Source organism: Gelidibacter salicanalis, from assembly GCF_016469035.1.
GTDB classification, from domain to species: domain Bacteria; phylum Bacteroidota; class Bacteroidia; order Flavobacteriales; family Flavobacteriaceae; genus Gelidibacter; species Gelidibacter salicanalis_A.
The window spans coordinates 64,971-87,025 of record NZ_JAEHJZ010000046.1 but is presented as its reverse complement, the minus strand read 5'-3'; the positions used below and the strand labels follow the sequence as shown (position 1 = coordinate 87,025).

Annotated in this window: 18 protein-coding genes; 14 read left to right on the top strand and 4 right to left on the bottom strand. The window is 38.6% G+C overall.

Features of this window, described 5'->3' with window-relative positions; translation table 11 throughout:
* The first annotated feature begins 177 nt into the window (after positions 1 to 177).
* The 10 genes from trpC (at position 178) to JEM65_RS17290 (ending at position 9,252) form a co-directional block, all read left to right on the top strand.
* Positions 178 to 963, top strand: a complete 786-nt coding sequence (gene trpC, locus JEM65_RS17335) for an indole-3-glycerol phosphate synthase TrpC (RefSeq protein ID WP_199602376.1) — start codon at positions 178 to 180, stop codon at positions 961 to 963.
* Position 964: 1 nt separating this feature from the next.
* Positions 965 to 1,612: a phosphoribosylanthranilate isomerase gene (locus tag JEM65_RS17330; protein ID WP_199602374.1), complete on the top strand. Its 648-nt coding sequence runs from the start codon at positions 965 to 967 to the stop codon at positions 1,610 to 1,612.
* A 302-nt stretch (positions 1,613 to 1,914) separates the two neighbouring features.
* Positions 1,915 to 3,096, top strand: coding sequence for a tryptophan synthase subunit beta (gene trpB / locus JEM65_RS17325; protein WP_199602372.1), 1,182 nt, complete (start codon positions 1,915 to 1,917; stop codon positions 3,094 to 3,096).
* A 149-nt stretch (positions 3,097 to 3,245) separates the two neighbouring features.
* Positions 3,246 to 4,013: a tryptophan synthase subunit alpha gene (trpA, locus tag JEM65_RS17320; protein WP_199602370.1), complete on the top strand. Its 768-nt coding sequence runs from the start codon at positions 3,246 to 3,248 to the stop codon at positions 4,011 to 4,013.
* A gap of 303 nt (positions 4,014 to 4,316) precedes the next feature.
* Positions 4,317 to 4,460 (top strand): hypothetical protein, encoded by a 144-nt coding sequence (locus JEM65_RS17315; protein WP_170245213.1) that lies wholly within the window; start codon positions 4,317 to 4,319, stop codon positions 4,458 to 4,460.
* Positions 4,461 to 4,557: 97 nt separating this feature from the next.
* Positions 4,558 to 5,043, top strand: a complete 486-nt coding sequence (locus tag JEM65_RS17310; protein ID WP_199602368.1) for a hypothetical protein — start codon at positions 4,558 to 4,560, stop codon at positions 5,041 to 5,043.
* Position 5,044: 1 nt separating this feature from the next.
* Positions 5,045 to 5,497: a tRNA (cytidine(34)-2'-O)-methyltransferase gene (locus JEM65_RS17305; protein ID WP_199602366.1), complete on the top strand. Its 453-nt coding sequence runs from the start codon at positions 5,045 to 5,047 to the stop codon at positions 5,495 to 5,497.
* Positions 5,498 to 5,572: 75 nt separating this feature from the next.
* Positions 5,573 to 7,093, top strand: coding sequence for a carbon-nitrogen hydrolase family protein (locus JEM65_RS17300; protein WP_199602364.1), 1,521 nt, complete (start codon positions 5,573 to 5,575; stop codon positions 7,091 to 7,093).
* 2 nt (positions 7,094 to 7,095) lie between these two features.
* Positions 7,096 to 7,755: a hypothetical protein gene (locus tag JEM65_RS17295; RefSeq protein ID WP_199602362.1), complete on the top strand. Its 660-nt coding sequence runs from the start codon at positions 7,096 to 7,098 to the stop codon at positions 7,753 to 7,755.
* Between the two features lie 657 nt (positions 7,756 to 8,412).
* Entirely contained in the window at positions 8,413 to 9,252 is an 840-nt protein-coding gene (locus JEM65_RS17290) for an alpha/beta hydrolase (protein WP_199602360.1), read from the top strand.
* Between the two features lie 734 nt (positions 9,253 to 9,986).
* Here the strand turns inward: JEM65_RS17290 and JEM65_RS17285 are convergent.
* From JEM65_RS17285 to JEM65_RS17270, 4 genes are all read right to left on the bottom strand, one after another.
* On the bottom strand, positions 9,987 to 10,211 hold the full coding sequence (locus JEM65_RS17285; protein ID WP_199602358.1) for a VF530 family DNA-binding protein: 225 nt from the start codon (positions 10,209 to 10,211) through the stop codon (positions 9,987 to 9,989).
* A gap of 319 nt (positions 10,212 to 10,530) precedes the next feature.
* Positions 10,531 to 10,899, bottom strand: a complete 369-nt coding sequence (locus tag JEM65_RS23030) for a DUF6500 family protein (RefSeq protein ID WP_307810566.1) — start codon at positions 10,897 to 10,899, stop codon at positions 10,531 to 10,533.
* Positions 10,838 to 12,103, bottom strand: coding sequence for a DEAD/DEAH box helicase (locus JEM65_RS17275; protein ID WP_199602356.1), 1,266 nt, complete (start codon positions 12,101 to 12,103; stop codon positions 10,838 to 10,840). The genes JEM65_RS23030 and JEM65_RS17275 overlap by 62 nt, the downstream gene beginning before the upstream one ends.
* Positions 12,104 to 12,645: 542 nt before the next feature.
* Complete coding sequence (locus JEM65_RS17270) at positions 12,646 to 13,395, bottom strand: DeoR/GlpR family DNA-binding transcription regulator (RefSeq protein ID WP_199602354.1); 750 nt, start codon at positions 13,393 to 13,395, stop codon at positions 12,646 to 12,648.
* 219 nt (positions 13,396 to 13,614) lie between these two features.
* Between JEM65_RS17270 and JEM65_RS17265 the strand changes: the two genes are divergently transcribed.
* The 4 genes from JEM65_RS17265 (at position 13,615) to ggt (ending at position 21,852) form a co-directional block, all read left to right on the top strand.
* On the top strand, positions 13,615 to 16,674 hold the full coding sequence (locus tag JEM65_RS17265) for a SusC/RagA family TonB-linked outer membrane protein (protein WP_199602352.1): 3,060 nt from the start codon (positions 13,615 to 13,617) through the stop codon (positions 16,672 to 16,674).
* 13 nt (positions 16,675 to 16,687) lie between these two features.
* Positions 16,688 to 18,184, top strand: coding sequence for a SusD/RagB family nutrient-binding outer membrane lipoprotein (locus JEM65_RS17260; RefSeq protein WP_199602349.1), 1,497 nt, complete (start codon positions 16,688 to 16,690; stop codon positions 18,182 to 18,184).
* Between the two features lie 223 nt (positions 18,185 to 18,407).
* Entirely contained in the window at positions 18,408 to 19,391 is a 984-nt protein-coding gene (locus tag JEM65_RS17255; RefSeq protein ID WP_233530712.1) for an endonuclease/exonuclease/phosphatase family protein, read from the top strand.
* 769 nt (positions 19,392 to 20,160) lie between these two features.
* Positions 20,161 to 21,852 carry a gamma-glutamyltransferase gene (ggt, locus tag JEM65_RS17250; protein ID WP_199602342.1) on the top strand — a complete coding sequence of 564 codons (1,692 nt, stop codon included), beginning with the start codon at positions 20,161 to 20,163 and terminating at the stop codon, positions 21,850 to 21,852.
* Positions 21,853 to 22,055: the final 203 nt, after the last annotated feature.

Below are 22,055 nucleotides of genomic sequence, written 5' to 3'. Positions count from 1 at the left end.
ATCGAACACTAAATATTGATTATTGAATACTGAGGACTGAGGACTGAGGACTGAATACTGAATACTGTAGACTGAGGACTGAACACTGAACACTGAACACTGAACACTGAACACTGAACACTGAACACTGAACACTGAATACTGAATACTGAATACTGAATACTGAATACTGAAAAAATGAACATTTTAGACCATATCATTGCCGATAAACGCAAAGAAGTTAACCTCAAGAAATCGATAATTCCCGTCTCACAATTGGAACAATCGGTGTTATTTGAGCGTTCTACCCTTTCACTTGCTGAGCGATTGAAAACAAGTACTTATGGAATTGTTGCAGAACATAAGCGTCGTTCGCCATCAAAATCTGTGATCAACCACGATTTGAACGTTTTTGAGGTGGCCAAAGGCTATGAGAATGCTGGCGTATGCGGCATGTCTGTCTTAACCGATGGTAAATATTTTGGAGGTTCGTTAGACGATTTACTGATAGCTAGAGCAAGTTGTCAATTGCCCTTGCTTCGTAAAGAATTCATTATTGATCCGTATCAAATCATTGAAGCCAAAGCCTATGGTGCTGATGTTATTTTGCTTATCGCATCTGTATTGACTAAAGAAGCTATCAAACAACTGTCAGAATTGGCAAAAAGCTTAAATTTAGAGGTGCTTTTAGAAATTCATAATGAAGAAGAATTACAGAAATCGGTCATGCCGAGTTTGGATATGATGGGGGTCAACAATCGCAATCTTAAAACGTTTGAGGTCAGCTTAGATACCAGCAAACGGTTGAGCACACTAATTCCTAACGATTTTGTAAAAATCTCGGAGAGTGGTATCAGCACCATTGAAGCAATTAAAACCTTGCAACCGTATGGCTATCAAGGATTTTTAATTGGTGAAAATTTTATGAAAACGGATCATGCGGGCAACAGTGCCACACAATTTATAAATGATCTTCACAAATAAAATGAAACTAAAAATCTGCGGCATGAAATATCAAGAGAATGTGGCTGAAGTTGGCACACTTCACCCAGATTATCTGGGCTTTATATTTTATGAAAAATCAAGCCGATTTTTTAATGGCACATTACCAGAGCTACCAAAAGAGATTAAAAAAGTGGGGGTTTTTGTAAATGCATCGGTTAAGGAAATTAAGCAAAAAATAGCACACTATAATTTGGATTTAGTTCAACTGCATGGTGAAGAATCACCGGAATTCTGCCAAACATTGATGACAGATCTTTCAAAAAAAATCGAAATTATAAAAGTGTTTTCCGTCAACGAACAATTCAATTTTAACGTATTAAAACCCTACGAAGCGGTGTGTGATTATTTTTTATTCGACACCAAAGGACGGTTGCCTGGTGGTAATGGGTACACCTTTAATTGGGATGTGTTGATTCAGTACCCTTCAACCAAACCATACTTTTTAAGTGGTGGTATTGGTTTGGAAGAAATGGAAAACATCAAACAATTCATGCAAGGTGAGGCTTCCAAATATTGTTATGCCATTGATGTGAATAGCCAATTTGAAATTGCGGCTGGATTGAAGGACTATAAAAAATTAAAAGAATTTAAAAACCATATCACTTCGAGTGATTTTACAGCGCATTAGCGATGAAAAACAGTATCGAGAAGCAGACGTGTTGTCGCTTAAAGTAATGAACAACCTCGACCCAAGGGTACGGGTACGAGGTATCAAGTAGAAGTTCCNNTTTTTATTTCGACGCAGAGCGTCGGGGAATAAAACCCAAGGATCCCGCTAAAAAGCGGGATTAGTTCAACTAACAATTTTTAATTCATTGCTTCGCAACTTTTAAAAATTGAGTTTCACTAATTTAAAAAGAAATTAATCGGTTCAATACACTAAATTGAACTATAAATCATGAGGTTCCCACCTACGTGGGAATATAAATTATGACATACAACATCAACAACAAAGGTTATTACGGCGAATTTGGAGGGGCTTACATTCCTGAAATGCTGTATCCCAATGTGGAAGAATTACGCCAAAACTACCTCAAGGTCATGGCAGAGCCAGAATTTCAAGAAGAATTCAATGCGCTGCTTAAAGATTATGTAGGAAGGCCTTCTCCACTCTACTTCGCCAAGCGATTGAGTGAGAAGTACCACACCAAAATTTATTTAAAACGCGAAGACCTCAACCACACGGGAGCGCATAAAATTAACAATACCATTGGTCAAATTTTAATGGCCAAACGTTTGGGAAAACACCGCATCATAGCTGAAACTGGCGCTGGACAACACGGCGTGGCTACGGCAACGGTTTGCGCACTAATGGGATTGGAATGCATCGTGTATATGGGTGAAGTTGACATTGCCAGGCAGGCACCGAATGTTGCCCGTATGAAAATGCTGGGTGCTACCGTGGTTCCTGCTCTTTCTGGCAGCCGTACGCTTAAGGACGCCACCAATGAGGCCATTCGCGATTGGATTAACAATCCTGTAAACACTCATTATATCATCGGCAGTGTGGTTGGTCCGCACCCGTATCCAGACATGGTGGCGCGTTTTCAGGCTATTGTTTCTGAAGAAATTAAATGGCAACTTAAGGAAAAAGAAGGGACTGCCAAACCTGATTATGTGGTGGCCTGCGTAGGTGGTGGCAGTAATGCAGCAGGTGCATTTTATCACTTTTTAGAAGATACGGAGGTCAAACTTATTGCTGTTGAAGCTGCCGGAAAAGGGGTGCATTCTGGCGAAAGCGCCGCAACCTCCATTTTGGGAAAAGAAGGCATTATACATGGGAGTAAAACCCTTTTGATGCAAACCCCAGACGGGCAGATCACGGAACCTTATAGCATTTCAGCAGGCTTGGATTATCCTGGCGTGGGACCAATGCATGCGCATTTGTATAAAAGTGGGCGTGCAGAATTTATCGCCATTACTGATAACGATGCCATGACGGCTGGTCTGGAATTGTGCAAAAAGGAAGGCATTATCCCCGCCATTGAAAGCTCACATGCCCTAGCCGTTTTTGAGCATAAAACCTTTAAACCAGAAGACATTGTGGTGGTCAGTTTGTCGGGGCGTGGGGATAAGGATTTGGAGACATATATAGACCATTTCGGATTATAAACACTATAAAAAGCTCCTTCCCTTATTTCAAGGGAAGGTGGATTCATCCCAACCAAATGGGATGAAGTCGGAAGGGTTTTAAAGCCTGAAAATGATACAGAAACATAACGTTTAATTAAAAAAGATTCCCACTTTCGTGGGAAGTGAACATGAACAGAATCAACACAAAATTACAAGAACACAAAAAGTTGCTTTCCATATACTTTACTGCTGGATACCCTAATCTGAACGACACGGTCAGTATTATCCAAAGCTTAGAAAAAAATGGTGTGGATATGATTGAAATTGGGATGCCTTTTAGCGATCCTTTGGCGGACGGCCCTACAATTCAAGCCAGTTCAACCCAAGCCTTAAAAAATGGCATGACCTCTGAAGTACTGTTTGATCAACTTAAAGACATCCGAAAAACCGTAAGTATTCCGTTAATTATCATGGGCTATTTCAACCCTATGTTGCAATACGGCGTGGAAGCCTTCTGCAAAAAATGCGCAGAGGTGGGCATTGACGGACTCATTATTCCTGATCTGCCAGTAGATGTATATCATGACCAATATAAGTCCATCTTTGAAAAGCACGGCATCATCAACGTGTTTTTAATCACCCCTCAAACTTCTGACGAGCGTATTCGTTTTATCGACTCCATGTCTGAAGGCTTTATTTATATGGTCAGCAGCGCCAGTGTAACGGGCAGCAGTTCTGGTTTTGGAGACGTACACACAGATTATTTTAAACGTATTGCCCAAATGGAGTTAGAGAGTCCGCAAATCATAGGATTTGGCATATCAGACCATAACTCTTTTACTCAAGCCACGCAATATGCCAAAGGCGCCATTATTGGAAGCGCTTTTGTCAAACATTTAAGTACGGAGGGCAGCACAAAAGTTGAGTCTTTTATAAATTCCTTATTGAGACCTTAACCTCTTGAGACCATAACCTCAGGTTTGCTTTGGTGAAATAAAGAATTTTTTGAAACCAACTATCCTGGAGGCAGAGCCATAGAGGTATTTCGCTGGTTTCATTTTGACCTGAAAAAGGTCAAAAATCAAAATTCTGTAATTAGATTCCCGTTTTCACGGGAATGACTCCCGATAATTATCGGGATCAACGGAAACCCCGAGGCAGAGCCTCGAGGAATTCTTTACGATTAAATTTTAAGACAATCTTAATATAATTTCTTCCATATTTTCTTAACTTATCAAAGAATTAAAAAACTAAAAATTATGGGAATTATAGAAGATAATAAAAAATTTAAAACAACTAAAGAACAGACCAATCCAACGAATCCGACAGGAATCAAGAATAATAATGTCAATAAATATGATATTAATGATAAGACGATAAAAGACCAACAATCCAAGAAATAATTGTCTTATTAAAAACACGCAAAAGAGACCTATTCTAATTAGTATTGAATAGGTTTCTTTTTAGTTGTAATGAATAAAAAATAATCCAGAAACAAAGATGAACATACTCTCAAAAACAATCATCTTAACCTTAGTTGCGGTGAATCTATCCTGTAAAGAATCTCCAAAAAATGAGACGACTCCCCTGCCGACCAAAATTGAAGATACAACTGTTTCAAAAATTGGAGAACAGTGCTATCTGTACGCTAAAAACAACGACACCATTGCCGTTTTGTGGAACGAAAACAAAACCTTGGTAACAGGGAAAATCATCTTTAATTTTTACGAAAAAGATGGCAGTCACGGAGCTTTTGAGGGCATCATGAAAGGAGATACCTTATATGCCGATTATAATTTTGAGTCAGAAGGCACCAAATCAAAACGCGAAATAATCTTTCTTAAAAAAGGGAATACACTCTTGCAAGGCTATGGTGATGTAGAAGTAGATGCCCATGAGACAACAGTGTTTAAAAAAGACGCCAAAATTACATTTGACGACCAATTTCCTTTAACCGCTGTAGCCTGCGACACCCTAAACTTTTAATATGCCTCTAAATATTGTTTTAATTGAACCAGAAATTCCAAATAACACCGGTAATATAGGAAGATTGGCATTGGCCTCTGGGGCGCATTTGCACTTAGTACAACCCTTTGGGTTTGAAATAACCGATACCCGTTTAAAGCGTGCCGGCTTGGACTATTGGCCTCATGTGACGATCACTACTTATGACAGTGCCTCCGACTTTTTTGAGCAGCACCGGGATAAAAAAATGGCATTTTTATCCAGTCACGGCAAAAAAGACTATTGGGATATTCCGTTTGAAGATAATTTATTTTTAATTTTCGGAAAAGAATCGGTAGGACTGTCCAAAGATATTCTTGACACCAATCAAGAGCATTTGTACAAAATACCATTGTTTAGTAACCATATACGCAGTTTAAACTTGGCCAACGCTGTGGCCATTGTAACTTATGAAGGCCTTAAGACCTTGAAATAATTATTTTACAAAACAAGTGGTTCTAAGAACTATCTTTGCGCAAAAAAAGAACCATTACCCTCATTGAATGACACTATGAATGACATTGAAAATATAGAATTAAAGTATTTAAACATTGATGATTATCAAGAATTAAAGCAGGCCATGATTGAGTCTTACACAACCATGCCCGATGCATTTTGGAGAGAAAATCAGATTAAACAATTAATTGAAAAATTCCCTGAAGGTCAGGTCGTTATTAAAATCAACGATCAGATTGCGGGATGTGCCTTGAGCATCATTGTAGATTATGACCAATTTGAGAACAATCATACCTATAAGGACATTACCGGAAACTACACCTTTAGCACCCACACCAATGAAGGTGATGTAATTTATGGCGTTGACGTATTTATCAAACCTGAATTTAGAGGGCTGAGGCTAGGGCGCCGTTTATATGACTATCGCAAAGAATTGTGCGAACGATTAAACCTAAGAGGCCTTGCCTTTGGTGGACGTATTCCAAATTATCACAAGTTTTCAGATACCTTGTCTCCAAAAGAATATATTGATAAAGTAAAGCGTAAGGAAATCCATGATCCAGTGCTCAATTTTCAAATTTCCAACGATTTCCATCCCACCAGAATCTTAAAGAATTATCTTGAAGGTGATGCATCATCCCAAGATTATGCAGTATTGTTGGAATGGAGCAATATTTATTACGAGAAAAAGTCCAAAAAGGCCACTACCATTAAAAAAATTGTCCGCTTAGGTCTTGTACAGTGGCAAATGCGCTTGTATAAGGACATGGATGAAATGATGCAGCAGGCAGAGTTTTTTATCGACTCTGTTTCTGGGTATCGCAGTGATTTTGCGTTGTTCCCAGAATTTTTCAATGCACCTTTAATGGCGGGCAACAACCATTTATCTACCCCAGAAGCCATTAGGGAATTGGCAAAACATACTCCAGAAATGGTGCAACGTTTTTCAAAATTAGCCATTTCCTATAATATCAATATTATTACCGGAAGTATGCCAGAAGTGGTTGACGGCCAGCTCCACAATGTGGGCTATCTATGCCGACGTGATGGTAGTACGGAACGTTTCGAAAAATTGCATATCACTCCAGATGAAGCCAAAGTATGGGGTATGGTTGGCGGTAACAAGCTTAAGGCATTTGATACCGACTGTGGTAAAATTGGCATTCTCATTTGTTATGATGTCGAGTTCCCTGAACTAAGCCGTATCTTGGCTGATGAAGGTATGGACATCCTATTTGTACCGTTCTTGACCGATACTCAAAACGGATTTTCTCGTGTGCGCCATTGTGCCCAGGCACGAGCTATTGAAAACGAATGTTATGTAGCTATTGCTGGAAGTGTGGGTAATTTACCAAACGTTCAGAACATGGACATCCAGTACGCACAATCCATGGTATTTACGCCCTGTGATTTTGCGTTTCCAACCAACGGCGTAAAAGCTGAAGCCACCCAAAACGCTGAAATGATCCTCATTGCCGATGTGGATATTGACCTTTTAAGAGAACTGAACCAATTTGGAAGCGTCAGAAACTTAAAAGACAGAAGAACAGATTTATTTGAACTAAAAAAGAAATAATTATGACCTATCATATGATTATTAACAGTGTTAAAACTGTTGAAGAATTTAAAGACGCGTGGACTAATGCCGATTATATTAAACTTTTGGAACTTTTTGGATTTCCCGATGCCAAAGATTCTAAACCTGAGGAGCTAAAAGACTTGCTCTTTATGGCCATTTCAGATTTTGAAGGCCCTGAAGCTGCAGCAGTGTTGTTAGATTACAAACTCGCTGAGCATTTAAACGAAGGTCAAATTGACCAAATGTCTCATGACATGTTGTTGGATAAAATTTCAGAAGAATACAGCGATATCAGTTTGCACCATGAGCTTTTCAACATCAATCAATTGCTGCACAAAGCCTATAATGGAACCTTCCCTAGCGCCAAGGCAACAATTATTGAATTTGAAATCACCCCTAATAAAGAGGTAACCAAAGAAGTGGTATTGAAAGTGTTGGATAAAACCTTAGCCAATAATAGCGTGATTAAACGCTTGTTTTCAGATCAATTAGCCGGAAAAGAAGCTTTTGACGAAGCAGAAGATATTGTGTGGCAATTAGAAGCTACTGGCGACAATTCGTATATCATGAAAACATCAGAATATTGGATCAGCCGTGATGAATTTAAGGATGCTGAGTTTGATGCGACTATTGAGCTGTTTGAGGAGGAGGAAGATTAATTTTACAACAGCACAGCGCCTGCCGGAGGGTCGGCGCTGTACTGGGGTAAAATAGAATAAAGACCGCTGCGCTGCTAGAACCAAGAATCAAGACGTGGTTGGTGGAATATTCATGTTTCAATTACAGTTTTAAAATTTGTGAAATTGGTGGAATTCGTGTCTTTTAAGAATAAAGATCGCTGCGCTTTTAGAACCAAGAATTAAGACTTGATTTGTGGAATATTCATGTTTGAACTACAGTTTTAAAATTGGTGTAATTTGTGCAATTCGTGTCTAAAAAACAATCAAGATCGCTACGCTGTTAGAGCCAAGAATCAAGACGTAATTTGTGGACTATTCATGTTGAATGCATAATTTAAAAATTCGTGATATTAGTGGAATTCGTGTCTTTTAAGAATAAAGATCGCTGCGCTTTTAGAACAGAGAACCAAGACTTGATTCGTGGAATATTCCTGTTGAATTTATAGTTTAAAAATTCGTGATATTAGTGGAATTCGTGTCTGAAAAAGAACTAAGACCGCTACGCTGTTAGAGCCAAAAATCAAGACGTGATTTGTGGAGTATTAAGTTTCAGGTATAGTTTAATAATTCGTGTAAGTCGTGTCAAAAAAAAGAATCAATCTAATGAAACCAAATCAAAAAAATCAAACGCAATACATGAAACATTTTTTTTATAGTATATTTATAATGACCATCTGCTTCTCTTCTGCGGAAGCGCAAACCAGTTTAAAAGAAAGTTCAAAAACACCATTAACTATTGGTGAAGTTGTGACCATCGATTCTAAAATTTTGTCAGAATCACGAAGGCTGAACATTTATTTACCAGAGGATTATAAAGTTTCAGACACCTTAAAATACCCCGTTATTTATGTGTTGGACGGCAGTATGCACGAAGATTTTGTACATATTGTGGGTTTAGTTCAATTTTTTAATTTGCAGATGAACATGCCAAAAACCATCGTGGTGGGCATTGCCAATATCGATCGGAAAAAGGATTTCACATTTCCTACAATTGACAAAAAATTGAAAAAGGACTTTCCAACCACAGGGGGTTCGAGAAAATTTATCGACTTTTTAGAAAACGAAGTACAGCCTTATATTAACGCGAATTACCCCACAAATGCTCAAAAAATGCTTATCGGACAATCGTTAGGTGGTCTGTTAGCCACTGAAATTCTGTTCAAAAAACCAACGCTTTTTACCGATTATATTATTGTGAGTCCGAGTTTATGGTGGGATAACGAAACATTGCTTAAAGATGCCAAGATGTTTTTAAGCGCCCATAAAAAGATGCCGGTAAATGTGTATGTGTCTGTAGGTACGGAAGGTGAGATTATGGAGCGTGAGGCTAGAACTTTTGCTGAGTTATTAAAAAATTCAGGAAAACCAAACCTCAAGACTGAGTTTCTGTTCTTACCAAAAGAAAACCATGCGACTATCTTGCATCAAAGTGTAAACGACACGTTTAAATTGATGTTTCCGTATATCGAAAAATAAATCCTTCCACTCCCCTTGTCAGTTCGAGTGTTTTTAAGTCTGTCGCTAGCGCGTCAGACTTAAAAATGTATCGAGAACCGAGTGTTTCAAGTTGAATGTATCAGTAGCAGAATTAAAACGTGACGAGAACCGAGTATTTCAAGTTAAACGCAGCAGCGACAGACTTAAAAACGTATCGAGAACCGAGTGGTTCCGATCCTTCATCGGAATCGTACCGCGAACCGCAGTGATTCTGAATTTGAGATTATCCTGCTCGCAAATAAATAATATGGTTTGTCAGTTCGAGTGTCCCGAAAGCTTTGGAAATGATTTGATAAACGAAGATTATGTTAAAGCTTTCGAGGCATATCGAGAACCTTACGTCATTAAATTAGTGAAACTCAATTTTTAAAAGTTGCGAAGCAATGAATTAAAAATTGTTAGTTGAACTAATCCCGCTTTTTAGCGGGATNNCGTCGAAATAAAAAAGGAACTTCTACGCGACACCTCCTACCCTTGGGTCGAGGTTGTTCATTTTCAAGTTTCAGCACGCTTCTCGATACTATTTTCAATCACTATGGTGCTTGAAAATCACTCGAAGTGACAATGTGTATCGGTTGTCGTTCGATTTTCAAGTCTGTCGCGATAGCAACAGACTTAAAAACGTATCGAGAACCGAGTGTTTCAAGTTGAATGTATCACTAGCAGACTCCAAAACGTGTAGAGAATCAAGTATTATCATCTAAAAAAAAACTTTAACCGCGTTTCTTTTCCAACATTTTCAAATACATATATTCCACTTTGGTACGAGCCCATGGCGTACGCCTTAAAAACTTCAAGCTCGATTTAACGGATGGGGTATCATTAAAGCACTTAATATTGATTATTGTGCCCATATATTCCCAGCCATAATGCGCTTCAAGATCTGTAATGATTTGTTCGAGCTTAATGCCATGTAAGGGATTGTTGGGTTGTTCCATGATAAGAATGTTTAATATTCAGCCCTGACTTTCTATATTCAACTCCGCTAAAGCTTCGAACGGCAGGCTTGACTTTCATTTCCAGTTCAAGTTCAAGTTCAAGTTCAAGTTCAAGTTCAAGTTCAAGTTCAAGTTCATTTGTCTCATTAAGCGCAGTCGAAGTGCTTCTCTCCTACAAACGGAACACTGATAACGCCGATTATACTGATAGCACTGATTTGATATAGTTGCTAAAATAATAAAATCTAACTGGAATTGGAATTCAGAAATGAAGTCAAAAAAAATTTCAAATCAACATCAATAATATATCACTAACCCATTAGCGCTCATTCTCCACCAACGCTTTAATCTTCACGGCTTTTTCAAAATGATCCAAATTATGCGTTCTAATCCACCATGTGGCAGCTTCCATCAACAATATAGGCGTATCATTTTTATTTGCGAAAAAAGCATAAAAAGACAAACCGACATTCGGTCCTTTGGATGCAATTTTTGCGTCACAGACAGAGATCATTTTATTTTTTAAACTTTGACTAAGCAAAATGGGGTTGAGGTTTGAGGTGTGAGGTTTGAGGTTTATAGTTTCAAGTTCATTTTCAATTTCAACTTCAACTTCAGTTTCCATTTTAATTCCGCCTTCTATTTCTGTTTCTATTAGAATTGCTTCCTGAAGATTGAGTATTTCCACCTGACGGTTTTCTAGCTTGTGGTCTGTTATTTCTCCCTTGTCCTTGTTTGATAGGCTCTGTAGAGGCGTTGGGATCTGGTTCAAAACCTTCCACAATTTCCATAGGAATACGTTCGCCAATCAGTTTTTCGATATCCCGCAGAAACGAAGTTTCATCAGCACTTACCAATGAAATTGCCAATCCGCTGGCTCCTGCCCTTCCCGTTCTACCTATTCTATGAACATAGTCTTCAGCAATATTAGGAAGTTCAAAATTGATCACGTGTGGTAATAACGGGATATCCAATCCGCGGGCAGCAATATCAGTAGCTACCAAAACACGGACTGTTCCTTTTTTAAAACCGTCCAACGCTTTCGTTCTGGCCCCTTGACTTTTATTTCCGTGAATGGCCATGGCCGTAATATTACTACTGATCAATTTTTTAGTCAGTTTATTGGCGCCATGTTTGGTACGTGTAAATACCAATATTTGTTCCCAATTTCCGTCAGAGATTAATTTGACCAATAAATCAGGTTTTAAACCCTTGGCTACACGATAGACTTGTTGGTCAATAGCATCAACAGTGGTGTTTTCTGGAGTTGCTTCTACCAAAACCGGATGGTTTAAGATCTCATTCGCCAAGGCTTTGATGTCCTTAGAAAATGTAGCCGAAAACAACAAGTTTTGACGTTTGGCAGGCATGACAGCCATAATTTTTTTGATATCGCGCAAAAAGCCCATATCCAACATACGGTCAGCTTCATCCAATACGAGAATCTCGATATTGGCAAGCGAAATTAAACGTTGGTTATGCAAATCTAACAAACGGCCAGGAGTAGCGACAAGCACATCCACCCCATTGCGAAGTGTTGCCACTTGCGGGTTTTGGTTGACACCACCAAAAATAACGGTGCTTCTAATATCTAAATACGTACTGTATTGTTTAACGTTTTGATACACCTGAGCCGCTAATTCGCGTGTTGGCGTCAATACCAATGCTCTAACTGGGCGCTGGCGCAAAGGTTGCCCTTGTGATAGCAATTGCAATAAGGGCAGTGTAAAACCTGCAGTTTTTCCGGTACCCGTTTGTGCCGATGCTAAAACATCTTTACCTTCTAATATTAACGGAATTGCTTTTTGTTGAATTGGTGATGGCGAAGTATAGCCTTGTTTGCTGACTGCTTTAAGTAAAGCATCAGATAATCCTAATGAGTTAAATGACATAAAATGTGTTTACGAAGCAAACACTATTAATTTAGGTCACTCCTTTAATTTTGGGCAAAGGTAGGGCTAATTTGCTAATCATCGGTTTTAAGGGAGTAAGTTTCTCCCAAAGCGTTGATTTTCGGAAAGTAGATATATAGTATTATAGGGGCTATTTGGAACTAATAGTTTATTTTGGAGGATAGAAGTGATAGCTTAATCACAGATTGGAATGGATCCATCGTTTTATTTTATCTAAATGACAACATTCAATCTAGCTATTAAATAAGTGATAAATAAAGATAGAGCATTAGCCGTTGTTGGTGTTTAGCCGTTGTTGGTGTTTTCCACCAACAACCTCACGAGCCATAACAAACTGTCGTCTGATTATTTCGCTTGTCATCATTTTTTTGGCCGTTGTTGGTGTTTCCCACCAACAACCTCACGATTAAAAAAAAACATTTTTGGTCAAGAGATAAAAGAGGACTCTTCCGTTTTGATGGAACTTCCTTTTACAGTCTTACTCCAATGGGCCATACACCTTAAAAGAACCATCATCAACATCACAAAATCAAAACCCCCTTTTTTCCATAACCCGTCAACAATTGATGGCTGGCCTCTAAATCCGTAACAATCACATCAATACCTACCAACGGGCATACGGAATAATTCTGTCTGACATTTAATTTATTGGAAGTTATCAGAGACACCACTTTATCTGAGGCGTCTATCATGGCCTTCTTAATTAAAGCAATTTCATAGCCTTCATCCGTAATGCCTTTATCGAGGGTAATACCACTGACCCCCACAAAGCAAATATCTGCATGAATTTTGGATAAAATTTGAAAGACTTCAATCCCTATGGTCACCATCGACTTTTTTTGAATCTTTCCGCCAATAAACACCGTTTCAATATGCGGATGGTCCGTTAACTGCAACGCAATTTCAAGGCTATAGGTATAAATGGTGGCTTTTAAATGTTTGGGCAAGTTGCTCACAAACACCAAGTTGGTTGTACCACCGCTTACAATGGCTACCATTCCATCTTCTAACAATGGTGCCGCCTTGGCAGCAATACACTGTTTTTTGTCTCTATTGAAAACGGCATTTTCGTTATAGTGAAATAGCTTTTGAATGGAAGACACGGCGCCTCCGTGTACTTTGGTAAGCAGGCCTTTTTCGTCCAATTCATTGAGATCTCTCCGAATGGTATCTGCAGAAACATTCAATTCTAACGCCAAATTATCTGAATCAACTTTACGATGCAGCATGACCTTATCAATAATTAAGCGCTGTCTGTCATTCTTTTTCATACGTAAAAAAGAGTTAGTTAGGATTTTGGAAAAGTAATCAAAAAAACTAACTGTCAGTATTTTTGAATAGAAAAAAAATAATCTTGCTCTAGCACTACTGATTCGATAAATATAGTGCATTTTTATTGCATTATTGAGGTGCAAATAATGCGTTTTTTATGCATTATTTAAAATATTAATTTATATTTGATTTAAATAACATATCAAAACTAACTTATTATGAAAGGCAAACTATTAATGCACTTCTTGTTTGTTTTGTGCTTTACGCAACTAACTTTTGCACAAAGTTCAAAAATTACAGGAACTGTAACATCAAGTGATGACAACTTACCTCTACTGGGAGCTACTGTTCTGGTTAAAGGAACTTCAGTTGGCACAGTTACAGATTTTGATGGGAATTATGTAATTGAAGCCCCATTAAACTCCACCCTCGTTTTTTCTTACGTCGGTTTTCAAACCAAAGAAGTCAAGGTTACTTCTACAGCACCTCTTAATGTGGCACTATTGGCGGGCGATGAGTTGGACGAAGTCATTATTACGGCTTTAGGCATTAAAAAGGAAAAGCGAGCTTTAGGCTATGCGGTACAAGCTGTCGAATCTGACGCACTTATGGAAGGCAACCAGAATAACATGGTCAGTGGATTACAAGGTAAAGTCTCTGGTGTTACTGTGGTCAACTCTGGTGGCGCCCCTGGTTCTTCTGCTATTATTTTAATTCGTGGTGGATCGTCTATTACAGGAAACAATCAACCCTTATTTGTTGTGGATGGAATTCCGATTGACAACTCTACCAGTTCTAGTTTAGAAGTTGCCAGTACTAATAGAGCTTCAGACATTAACCCAGCGGATATTGAAAGTGTTTCCGTGCTGAAAGGTCCTGCAGCTGCTGCATTATATGGTATTCAGGCAGCTGGCGGAGCGGTAATTATAACTACTAAAAGAGGAAAAGCTGGGGTGAGTACAGTTAGTTATTCAGGCTCCATATCTTCTGATAAAATAATAGGCACTCCTAATGTTCAAAAAACATTTGGAAAAGGTGCTCAAAACAGAGTGGCAGGAGGTATTATTGATTACGATTTGGAATCGCCATTCTCTTTCGGAAAAGCCATTGGAGCAGATACGCCTACTTTTAATAATATTGAAGATTTTTATGAAAGTGGCACCACCCAAAATCATAACCTAAGTTATTCTTCAGGTACTGAAAAAAGTAATATTTATATGTCTATTGGAGACCTTTCCCAAGACGGTGTCATCCAAGGCACCAGTTATGATAAAACATCCTTTAAAATAAATGCCAATTCTAATGTAAGTGATAACTTTACGGTTGGTATTTCTGCAAACTACATTACAACAGATATTTTAAGCAGTAAACAGGGGAATGCGTCAGGAAGTAGTTTTGGAAGTTTGTTAGCGTTTCCAGCGGATGTAAATGCAAAAGATTATTTAAATGCTGACGGATCTCAAAAGGCGTTTTACTTAGGCCAACAGGCTGACAATCCGTATTGGAGTACCAATAACAGTCCTAACTCTGATGAAACCAAACGATTAATCGGCATTATAAGTTTAAACTATAAGTTCTTAAATGATTTCAACCTGTCCTACAAAATAGGAACGGATAACTACACAGAATTTAACAAAAAGGTTACAGGCAACGGATCGTTAATAGATACGAGAGAGGACGGTTATATAAGTCAATTTGAAAAAGACCATACCCGATTAACCTCTAATATCTTTTTGAATTATCAAAAAGACATTACTGAAGATTTTTCATTTGATGGAATGATTGGCAATTCTGTTGAAGAATTAGATGTGAGAACTACCCGAACCTCAGGTAAATCTTTTCAAGCCCCTGGAATTTACAGTATTGGTAATATCTTAAAAGAAAATCAAGAAATTTCTGAATTCATTACCAGAAAGCGCATTGTTGGCCTTTTTGGAGAACTTAAATTTGGCTGGAAAAATGCGGTATTCTTAAACTTAACGGGTCGAAATGACTGGTCTTCTACAGTTCCAAAAGATAAGAGATCATTCTTTTATCCTTCAGTAGGGATGTCGGCCGTAGTAAGCGATTTGTTTAAAGCATATGGTAAGGACATTACTTCTGAAAATGGTTTAACCTATTTTAAACTTAGAGCGACTTGGGCTCAAGTAGGTAAAGATGCGCCAATTGGGGCTTTAGAAAGTTCTTTAGGAACAAACATCAATGGCTTGGCCAGTTCATCCTATACTTGGAATGGCGTTAATGTTGGCAATCCCAATCTAGAACCTGAATTTACAAACAGTTTTGAGATAGGAACTGATATGCGTTTTTTCCAAAATAGAGTTGGATTAGATGTGACCTATTACACTAGTACCTCTGACAATCAAATTTTAAGAGATATTAGAGTACCACCAACCACAGGGACTTTTTACGCAACTTTAAATGGGGGTTACATTAAAAATAGTGGTGTTGAAGCCATGTTAAGATTACAGATGCTACCTAGTACTTCAACGCTATCATGGAATTTGGATTTTAACTTTGGCACCAATAAGAGTGATGTTAAAGAATTGCCAGGCTTCTTAAGTGAAGTATATTTATCAGATTCTTGGACGTTTAGAAACTCAGCAGCTGGAGCAGCCGTTCTTGATGGGTCTTTATTTGGACTACGTGGCAAAAGACCAGTAATAAATGAAAATGGGCAGGCTCTCATTAATTCTATTGGTTTACCCGTGCTCACAGATCAAACGTATACCGACGTTAATAGAGCCCCTGATTGGACTTTAGGCATTTCTAATTCTGTAGGCTATAAAAATTTAAATTTGTCCTTCCTATTAGATATTGTTCAAGGTGGAGAAGTTTACAACGCTACAGAATCTGCCTTGGCCTATTACGGACTTAGTACCAACACTGTTGATGGCAGAAATGAATCCGTAGTATTTCCAGGTGTAGACGCCGCAGGAAATGAAAACACCATTGCCGTAGAAAGAGACCAGAATTATTACCAATTTTATTATTCTCAAAATTCTGAAAACTTCATTGAAGATGGTTCATTCACCAGATTGAGATACGTCACGTTATCCTATAAATTTCCAACAGAAGTTTTAGATAAATTATCACTATCCGGTTTGGAACTTTATGCCACAGGACGTAATCTATTTACAATTACCAACTACAGTGGCGCAGACCCTGAGGTAAATACATTTGGTGCAGGCATCGCTGGTGCAGGCTCCACGAATATTGACAACCTTGGAACTCCAAATGTGAAAGGGTTTGACTTAGGTTTAAGATTTAGATTTTAAAAAAAATATAATTATGAAAATTTTAAAATATACAGTAATAGCATTAGCCGTAATTGCAACATCATGTAGTGAAGACTATTTTGATGTCAACGGTTCAGAAACAGCTCCTACCACGAGTTCTCTCGCGCCACAATATAGAATACAGGGAGCCATTGAAAACACTACTGGTACCGCCCAATATAGAGGCGCTAGAGAAGTCATTGGTGTTACACAATATGCAGCACATCACACAACGGCCTATGATTCTAACTCTTGGACCAATACATTTACCACCGGGCGTTATTTTTTATGGCAGAACGCTTATGTGTATGCGCTACCTAACACAGCCGATTTAATTGTTTTAGGAGAAAAGTACGATGCTCCTAATTATACCGCAGTGGGTAAAATATTAAGAGCCTATATCTTTGGGATGACTACTGATCAGTATGGCGATATTGTAACAGAGGACACTTATGATGGGGAATCCAACATGAACATTACTCCAAAATTTGTGACCCAAAAACAAGCGTATCAAACTATTTTCAAATTACTGGATGAGGCGATTGTAGAACTGCAACAAACAAGCCCTATAGGACTTAATGTTGAGGGTGGCGATGTGCTTTATAATGGTGATCAAGACAAATGGATTCGTTTTGCCCATTCACTAAAAGCACGTTACTTAAATCATTTAAGCAAAAAAACCTCAGGAGATATGGCTTATGATGCGGATGCCATTATTGCAGCTGCACAAGCCGGTATCAACTCTAATGCTTTAAATGCACAACAAAATTTTGTGGGTGGCGAAGCAGAAAACCAAAGACAGCCTTTTGCGGAAGGTGGTTACGGGTCTTCTAGATTCAGATATTTTTCAACGTTTTTTGTCAATCTCTTAAAAAACCCTTTAAACTCTGCCGTTGCAGTAGAGGACCCAAGATTATCAATTATCGTTCCTGAAGCGGTTAATGGTGGGTATGTAGGTTTAGATGTAGGCCGCGGCTTGGCCGGTGATTCTGGAGATAATTATTCTAGAGGTAATGGAGGTTTTTATACCAGCCCCACAGCACCTACTTACATGATGACCTACAGCGAAGTTAAGTTTATTGAAGCTGAAGCACGATTGCGAAAAAATGATATGCCAGGCGCCTATGCTGCTTTTAAAGAAGCTGTTCGCGCTGATTTAGAAAAACTAAACGTTCCAACTAACCAAATTACAACGTATTTGTCATTGTTAGACACAGAGGTTGGCGCTGCCAATATTGACTTGTCAACAATTATGACCCAAAAGTATATCGCCAATGTGCTAAATCCAGAAACTTGGGTGGATATGCGAAGAATGGATTACAGTGCTGATATTTATCCTGGACTACAACGTCCAGTAAATGTGAATCTTGACATCTTTCCTGGTGATGCCGAATGGATTCAAGCCATGATGTATGAGTATAATGAAGAAGATCGTAATTATGTGAATATGCCTACCAATGATCCGCTTATTCGTTTAAAAACACCATTATGGTGGAATACGCCTGAATAATTGCATTGTCATTTTTATAGTCTAAATGCCAACGTTTAATGCGTTGGCTTTTTTATTGGTGAGATGCTGAGCTCATCTACATGATCTCTATAAAAAACTCTGAAATACTCAAGAATCAAAAAATCTTATTACCTTTCTAGCATCCATCAAATTATAACCAAAGATGTTTTTAAGACTCCCTTTTTTAAGTATTTATCTGTTTCTGGCGGTCACATGTTCCTGTATGGCGCAGAAAGAGCAGTCGTTAAAAGTCCTACAGTTTAATATCTGGCAAGAAGGCACCATTGTTCCTGGCGGATTTGACGCCATTATTGATGAAGTCATTCGTACGGACACCGATTTAATAGCATTGAGTGAAGTCAGAAATTATAATGATAAAAGCCTAGCCGAACGTTTGGTAAAAGCTCTAGCAAAAAAAGGGCATACCTATTATTCAGAATGGAGTGAAGATTCTGGCATTCTTTCCCGCTATCCGATACTTTCACAACAAGCCCTATATCCTCTACATAATGACCAAGGATCTATTACAAAAGCCATAATAAAAGTCAAAAACACTGAAATCGCATTTTACAGCGCCCATCTTGATTACTTAAATTGTAGCCTTTATTTACCTCGGGGTTATGACAGTTCTACTTGGAGAAAACTCAATAATCACGTTACCGATTCCTTAACCATTGCAATCGACAATTTAGCGTCCAAACGTGATGAAGCCATTACTGCCTTTATAAAAGATGCGATGGCAGAAAAATCTCTTGGCAGACTGGTCATTTTGGGTGGCGACCTTAACGAAGCTTCCTTTTTGGACTGGACAGAAAGCACTAAAAACTTATACGATCATAACGGTGTGGTAATGCCTTGGCATAACACATTACAACTGGACAAAGCGGGTTTTATTGATGCCTATCGTAAAGCATATCCAAACCCCGTAACCCATCCCGGGTTTACATTTCCTGCAGATACGCCTCTCGTGCCACTTGGAAAATTAGCTTGGGCACCTGACGCAGATGATAGAGACCGAATTGATTATATTTTTTACCTACCCTCTGATCAATTAGAGCTTAAGGAAGTTAAGATTACAGGACCAAAAGGTTCGATTGTTCGTAACCAAAGGGTATTGGAAACTTCAGAAGATCCTATAGAAACATCCGATGGGGTTTGGCCTACGGATCATAAGAATGTTTTAGCTGTTTTTGAACTGAAGGAATAATTTTGAAATTTCATCATGTTTATCCTAAACAGACTCTATAAAACCCTTTGCCGCTGTTCATGTTTTAATTCCGTCGGTGGTGGTGGTGGTGTTGATACGCCGTTGTTGGTGTTTTCCACCAACAACTCACCTCCATAAATCCCACGATTAATTGAAACTAAATATGCATTAATGATGTTGTTTATAGAGTGTATCAGGCAAAAAAACAGTGTTGTTCAAAAACACACCATTGACCAATATGTGTGTAAAAAACCCTCCATTTGCTACATACATTTTGCTGTTTCTGCCGTTGTTGGTGTTTTCCACCAACAACTCATCTCCATAAATCCTACGATTAATTGAAACTAAATATGCATTAATGATGTTGTTTATAGAGTGTATCAGGCAAAAAAACAGTGTTGTTCAAAAACACACCATTGACCAATATGTGTGTAAAAAACCCTCCATTTGCTACATACATTTTGCTGTTTCTGCCGTTGTTGGTGTTTTCCACCAACAACTCATCTCCATAAATCCTACGATTAATTGAAACAAAATATGCCCTAACGATGTTGTTTATAGAGTGTATCAGGCAAAAAAACAGTGTTGTTCAAAAACACACCATTGACCAATACGTGTGTAAAAAATCCTCCATTTGCTACATACATTTTGCTGTTTAGCAATTTTACCTTGCGTGTGTTTCATAACAGTCGCATCCGTATCCAAAATCAACTTTTATTCACTAAATTAGAAGCTGATTACAAATTATTCCGCAATCCTAGTTAATACCATGAGAAACATTAAATCTTCTTTCGTCATCGCTCTTATTCTAGCGACCTCTCTTTTTTACCATACAAGTTTCGCACAGACCTACGGTCAAAACGGCATGGTAGTTTCTGACAATACGGTAGCCTCGCAAGTGGGCACCAATATTCTTAAAAAAGGCGGCAATGCCATTGATGCCTCCATTGCGACGGCTTTTGCATTGGCGGTCACCCATCCGCAGGCCGGAAATATAGGCGGCGGCGGATTCTTAGTCTATATGGACGCCAATGGAATGTCGACGACCATCGATTTTAGAGAAAAAGCGCCTTTACTGGCTACAGCAGACATGTTTTTAGACAGCGACGGCAGTTTAATTAAAGACAGCAATCACCAAGGCTTAAAATCGGTTGGCGTACCAGGAACTGTGGCTGGTTTATTCATGGCACATCAAAAATATGGCAAACTGCCTTGGAAAGATTTAGTACAACCTTCAGTAGACTTAGCTGCAAATGGCGTGGAATTTTCATATACATTGGCAGAACACGCAAAAAACTTCAATAAAGGCTCACAGCCTCAATTTTTGAAAGATTATTATAAAAATTCAAAAGGTGAACTTACCAAGCACGGTGAATTATGGGTACAGAAAAATTTAGCCGAAACCTTAAAATTGATTAGAGATAAAGGTAAGGACGGGTTCTACAAAGGTGCTGTGGCACAAGAAATTGCGACGTTTATGAAGGCCAATGGTGGAATTATCACTCTTGAAGATCTTCAAAAATATGAAGCCGTAGAGCGAAAAGCCATCACCGGAACCTATAAAGAGTATGGTATTGTTTCTATGCCGCCGCCAAGCTCTGGAGGTGTGGCCATTATTGAAATGTTGAACATCATGGAACAGGCCAATCTCGATTCTATTGCCTTCAATTCTACAGCCTATGTACACCTGGTTGCTGAAGCGATGCGTCGTGCGTTTGCAGATAGAGCGGAATATTTAGGGGATCCGGATTTTAATTTAGAAATGCCACTTGATCGATTGACTTCAAAAGAATTTGCCAAAATGCGATATAATAATATTGACCTCCACAGAGCTTCTGTGAGCGATACTTTAAAGTTTGGACAACTTTATGATGGTAAAAACACCACGCATTTATCGGTAATTGATAAAACAGGAAATGCAGTATCCTTAACCTACACACTTGAACAATCCTATGGTTCTGGACTGGGATCACCAAAATTGGGCTTTATATTTAACAATGAAATGGGCGATTTCAATCCGCAGCCGGGTTATACCGACAGCGGTTGGTTAATAGGTACCAATCCTAACATCATTCAGCCAGAAAAACGCATGTTGAGCAGTATGAGTCCAACCATTGTTACCAAAGATGGGAAACCTTACCTGATTATTGGTAGCCCGGGCGGACGCACCATTATCAATACGGTGTTCCAGACCATATTAAATGTAGTAGCCTATGATATGCCTATCAAAAAAGCAATCGAAGCTATGAAAATCCATCACCAATGGTTTCCAGATGAATTGATCTTTGAAAATGATTTGATATCTCCAGACACTAAAAAAGCATTGGAAGAGATGGGCCATGTGGTTAAGGGCAGAGAAAATTTGGGCCGTTTAATGGGCATTTTAATCCCTACTGATGGCGCTGTTTATATAGGTGCATCTGATTCATCAAGTCCTGATGGTGGTGCTGTGGGGTATTAATTAATAGATTTTTCAACATAACTGAAGTGGGTGTTTGCCATTGTGCTATCATCCACTTTTGCGATAATGAACAACCTCGACCCAAGGGTACGAGGTATCAAGTAGAAGTTCCTTTTTTATTTCGACGCAGAGCGTCGGGGAATAAAACCCAAGGATCCCGCTAAAAAGCGGGATTAGTNNAATTCATTGCTTCGCAACTTTTA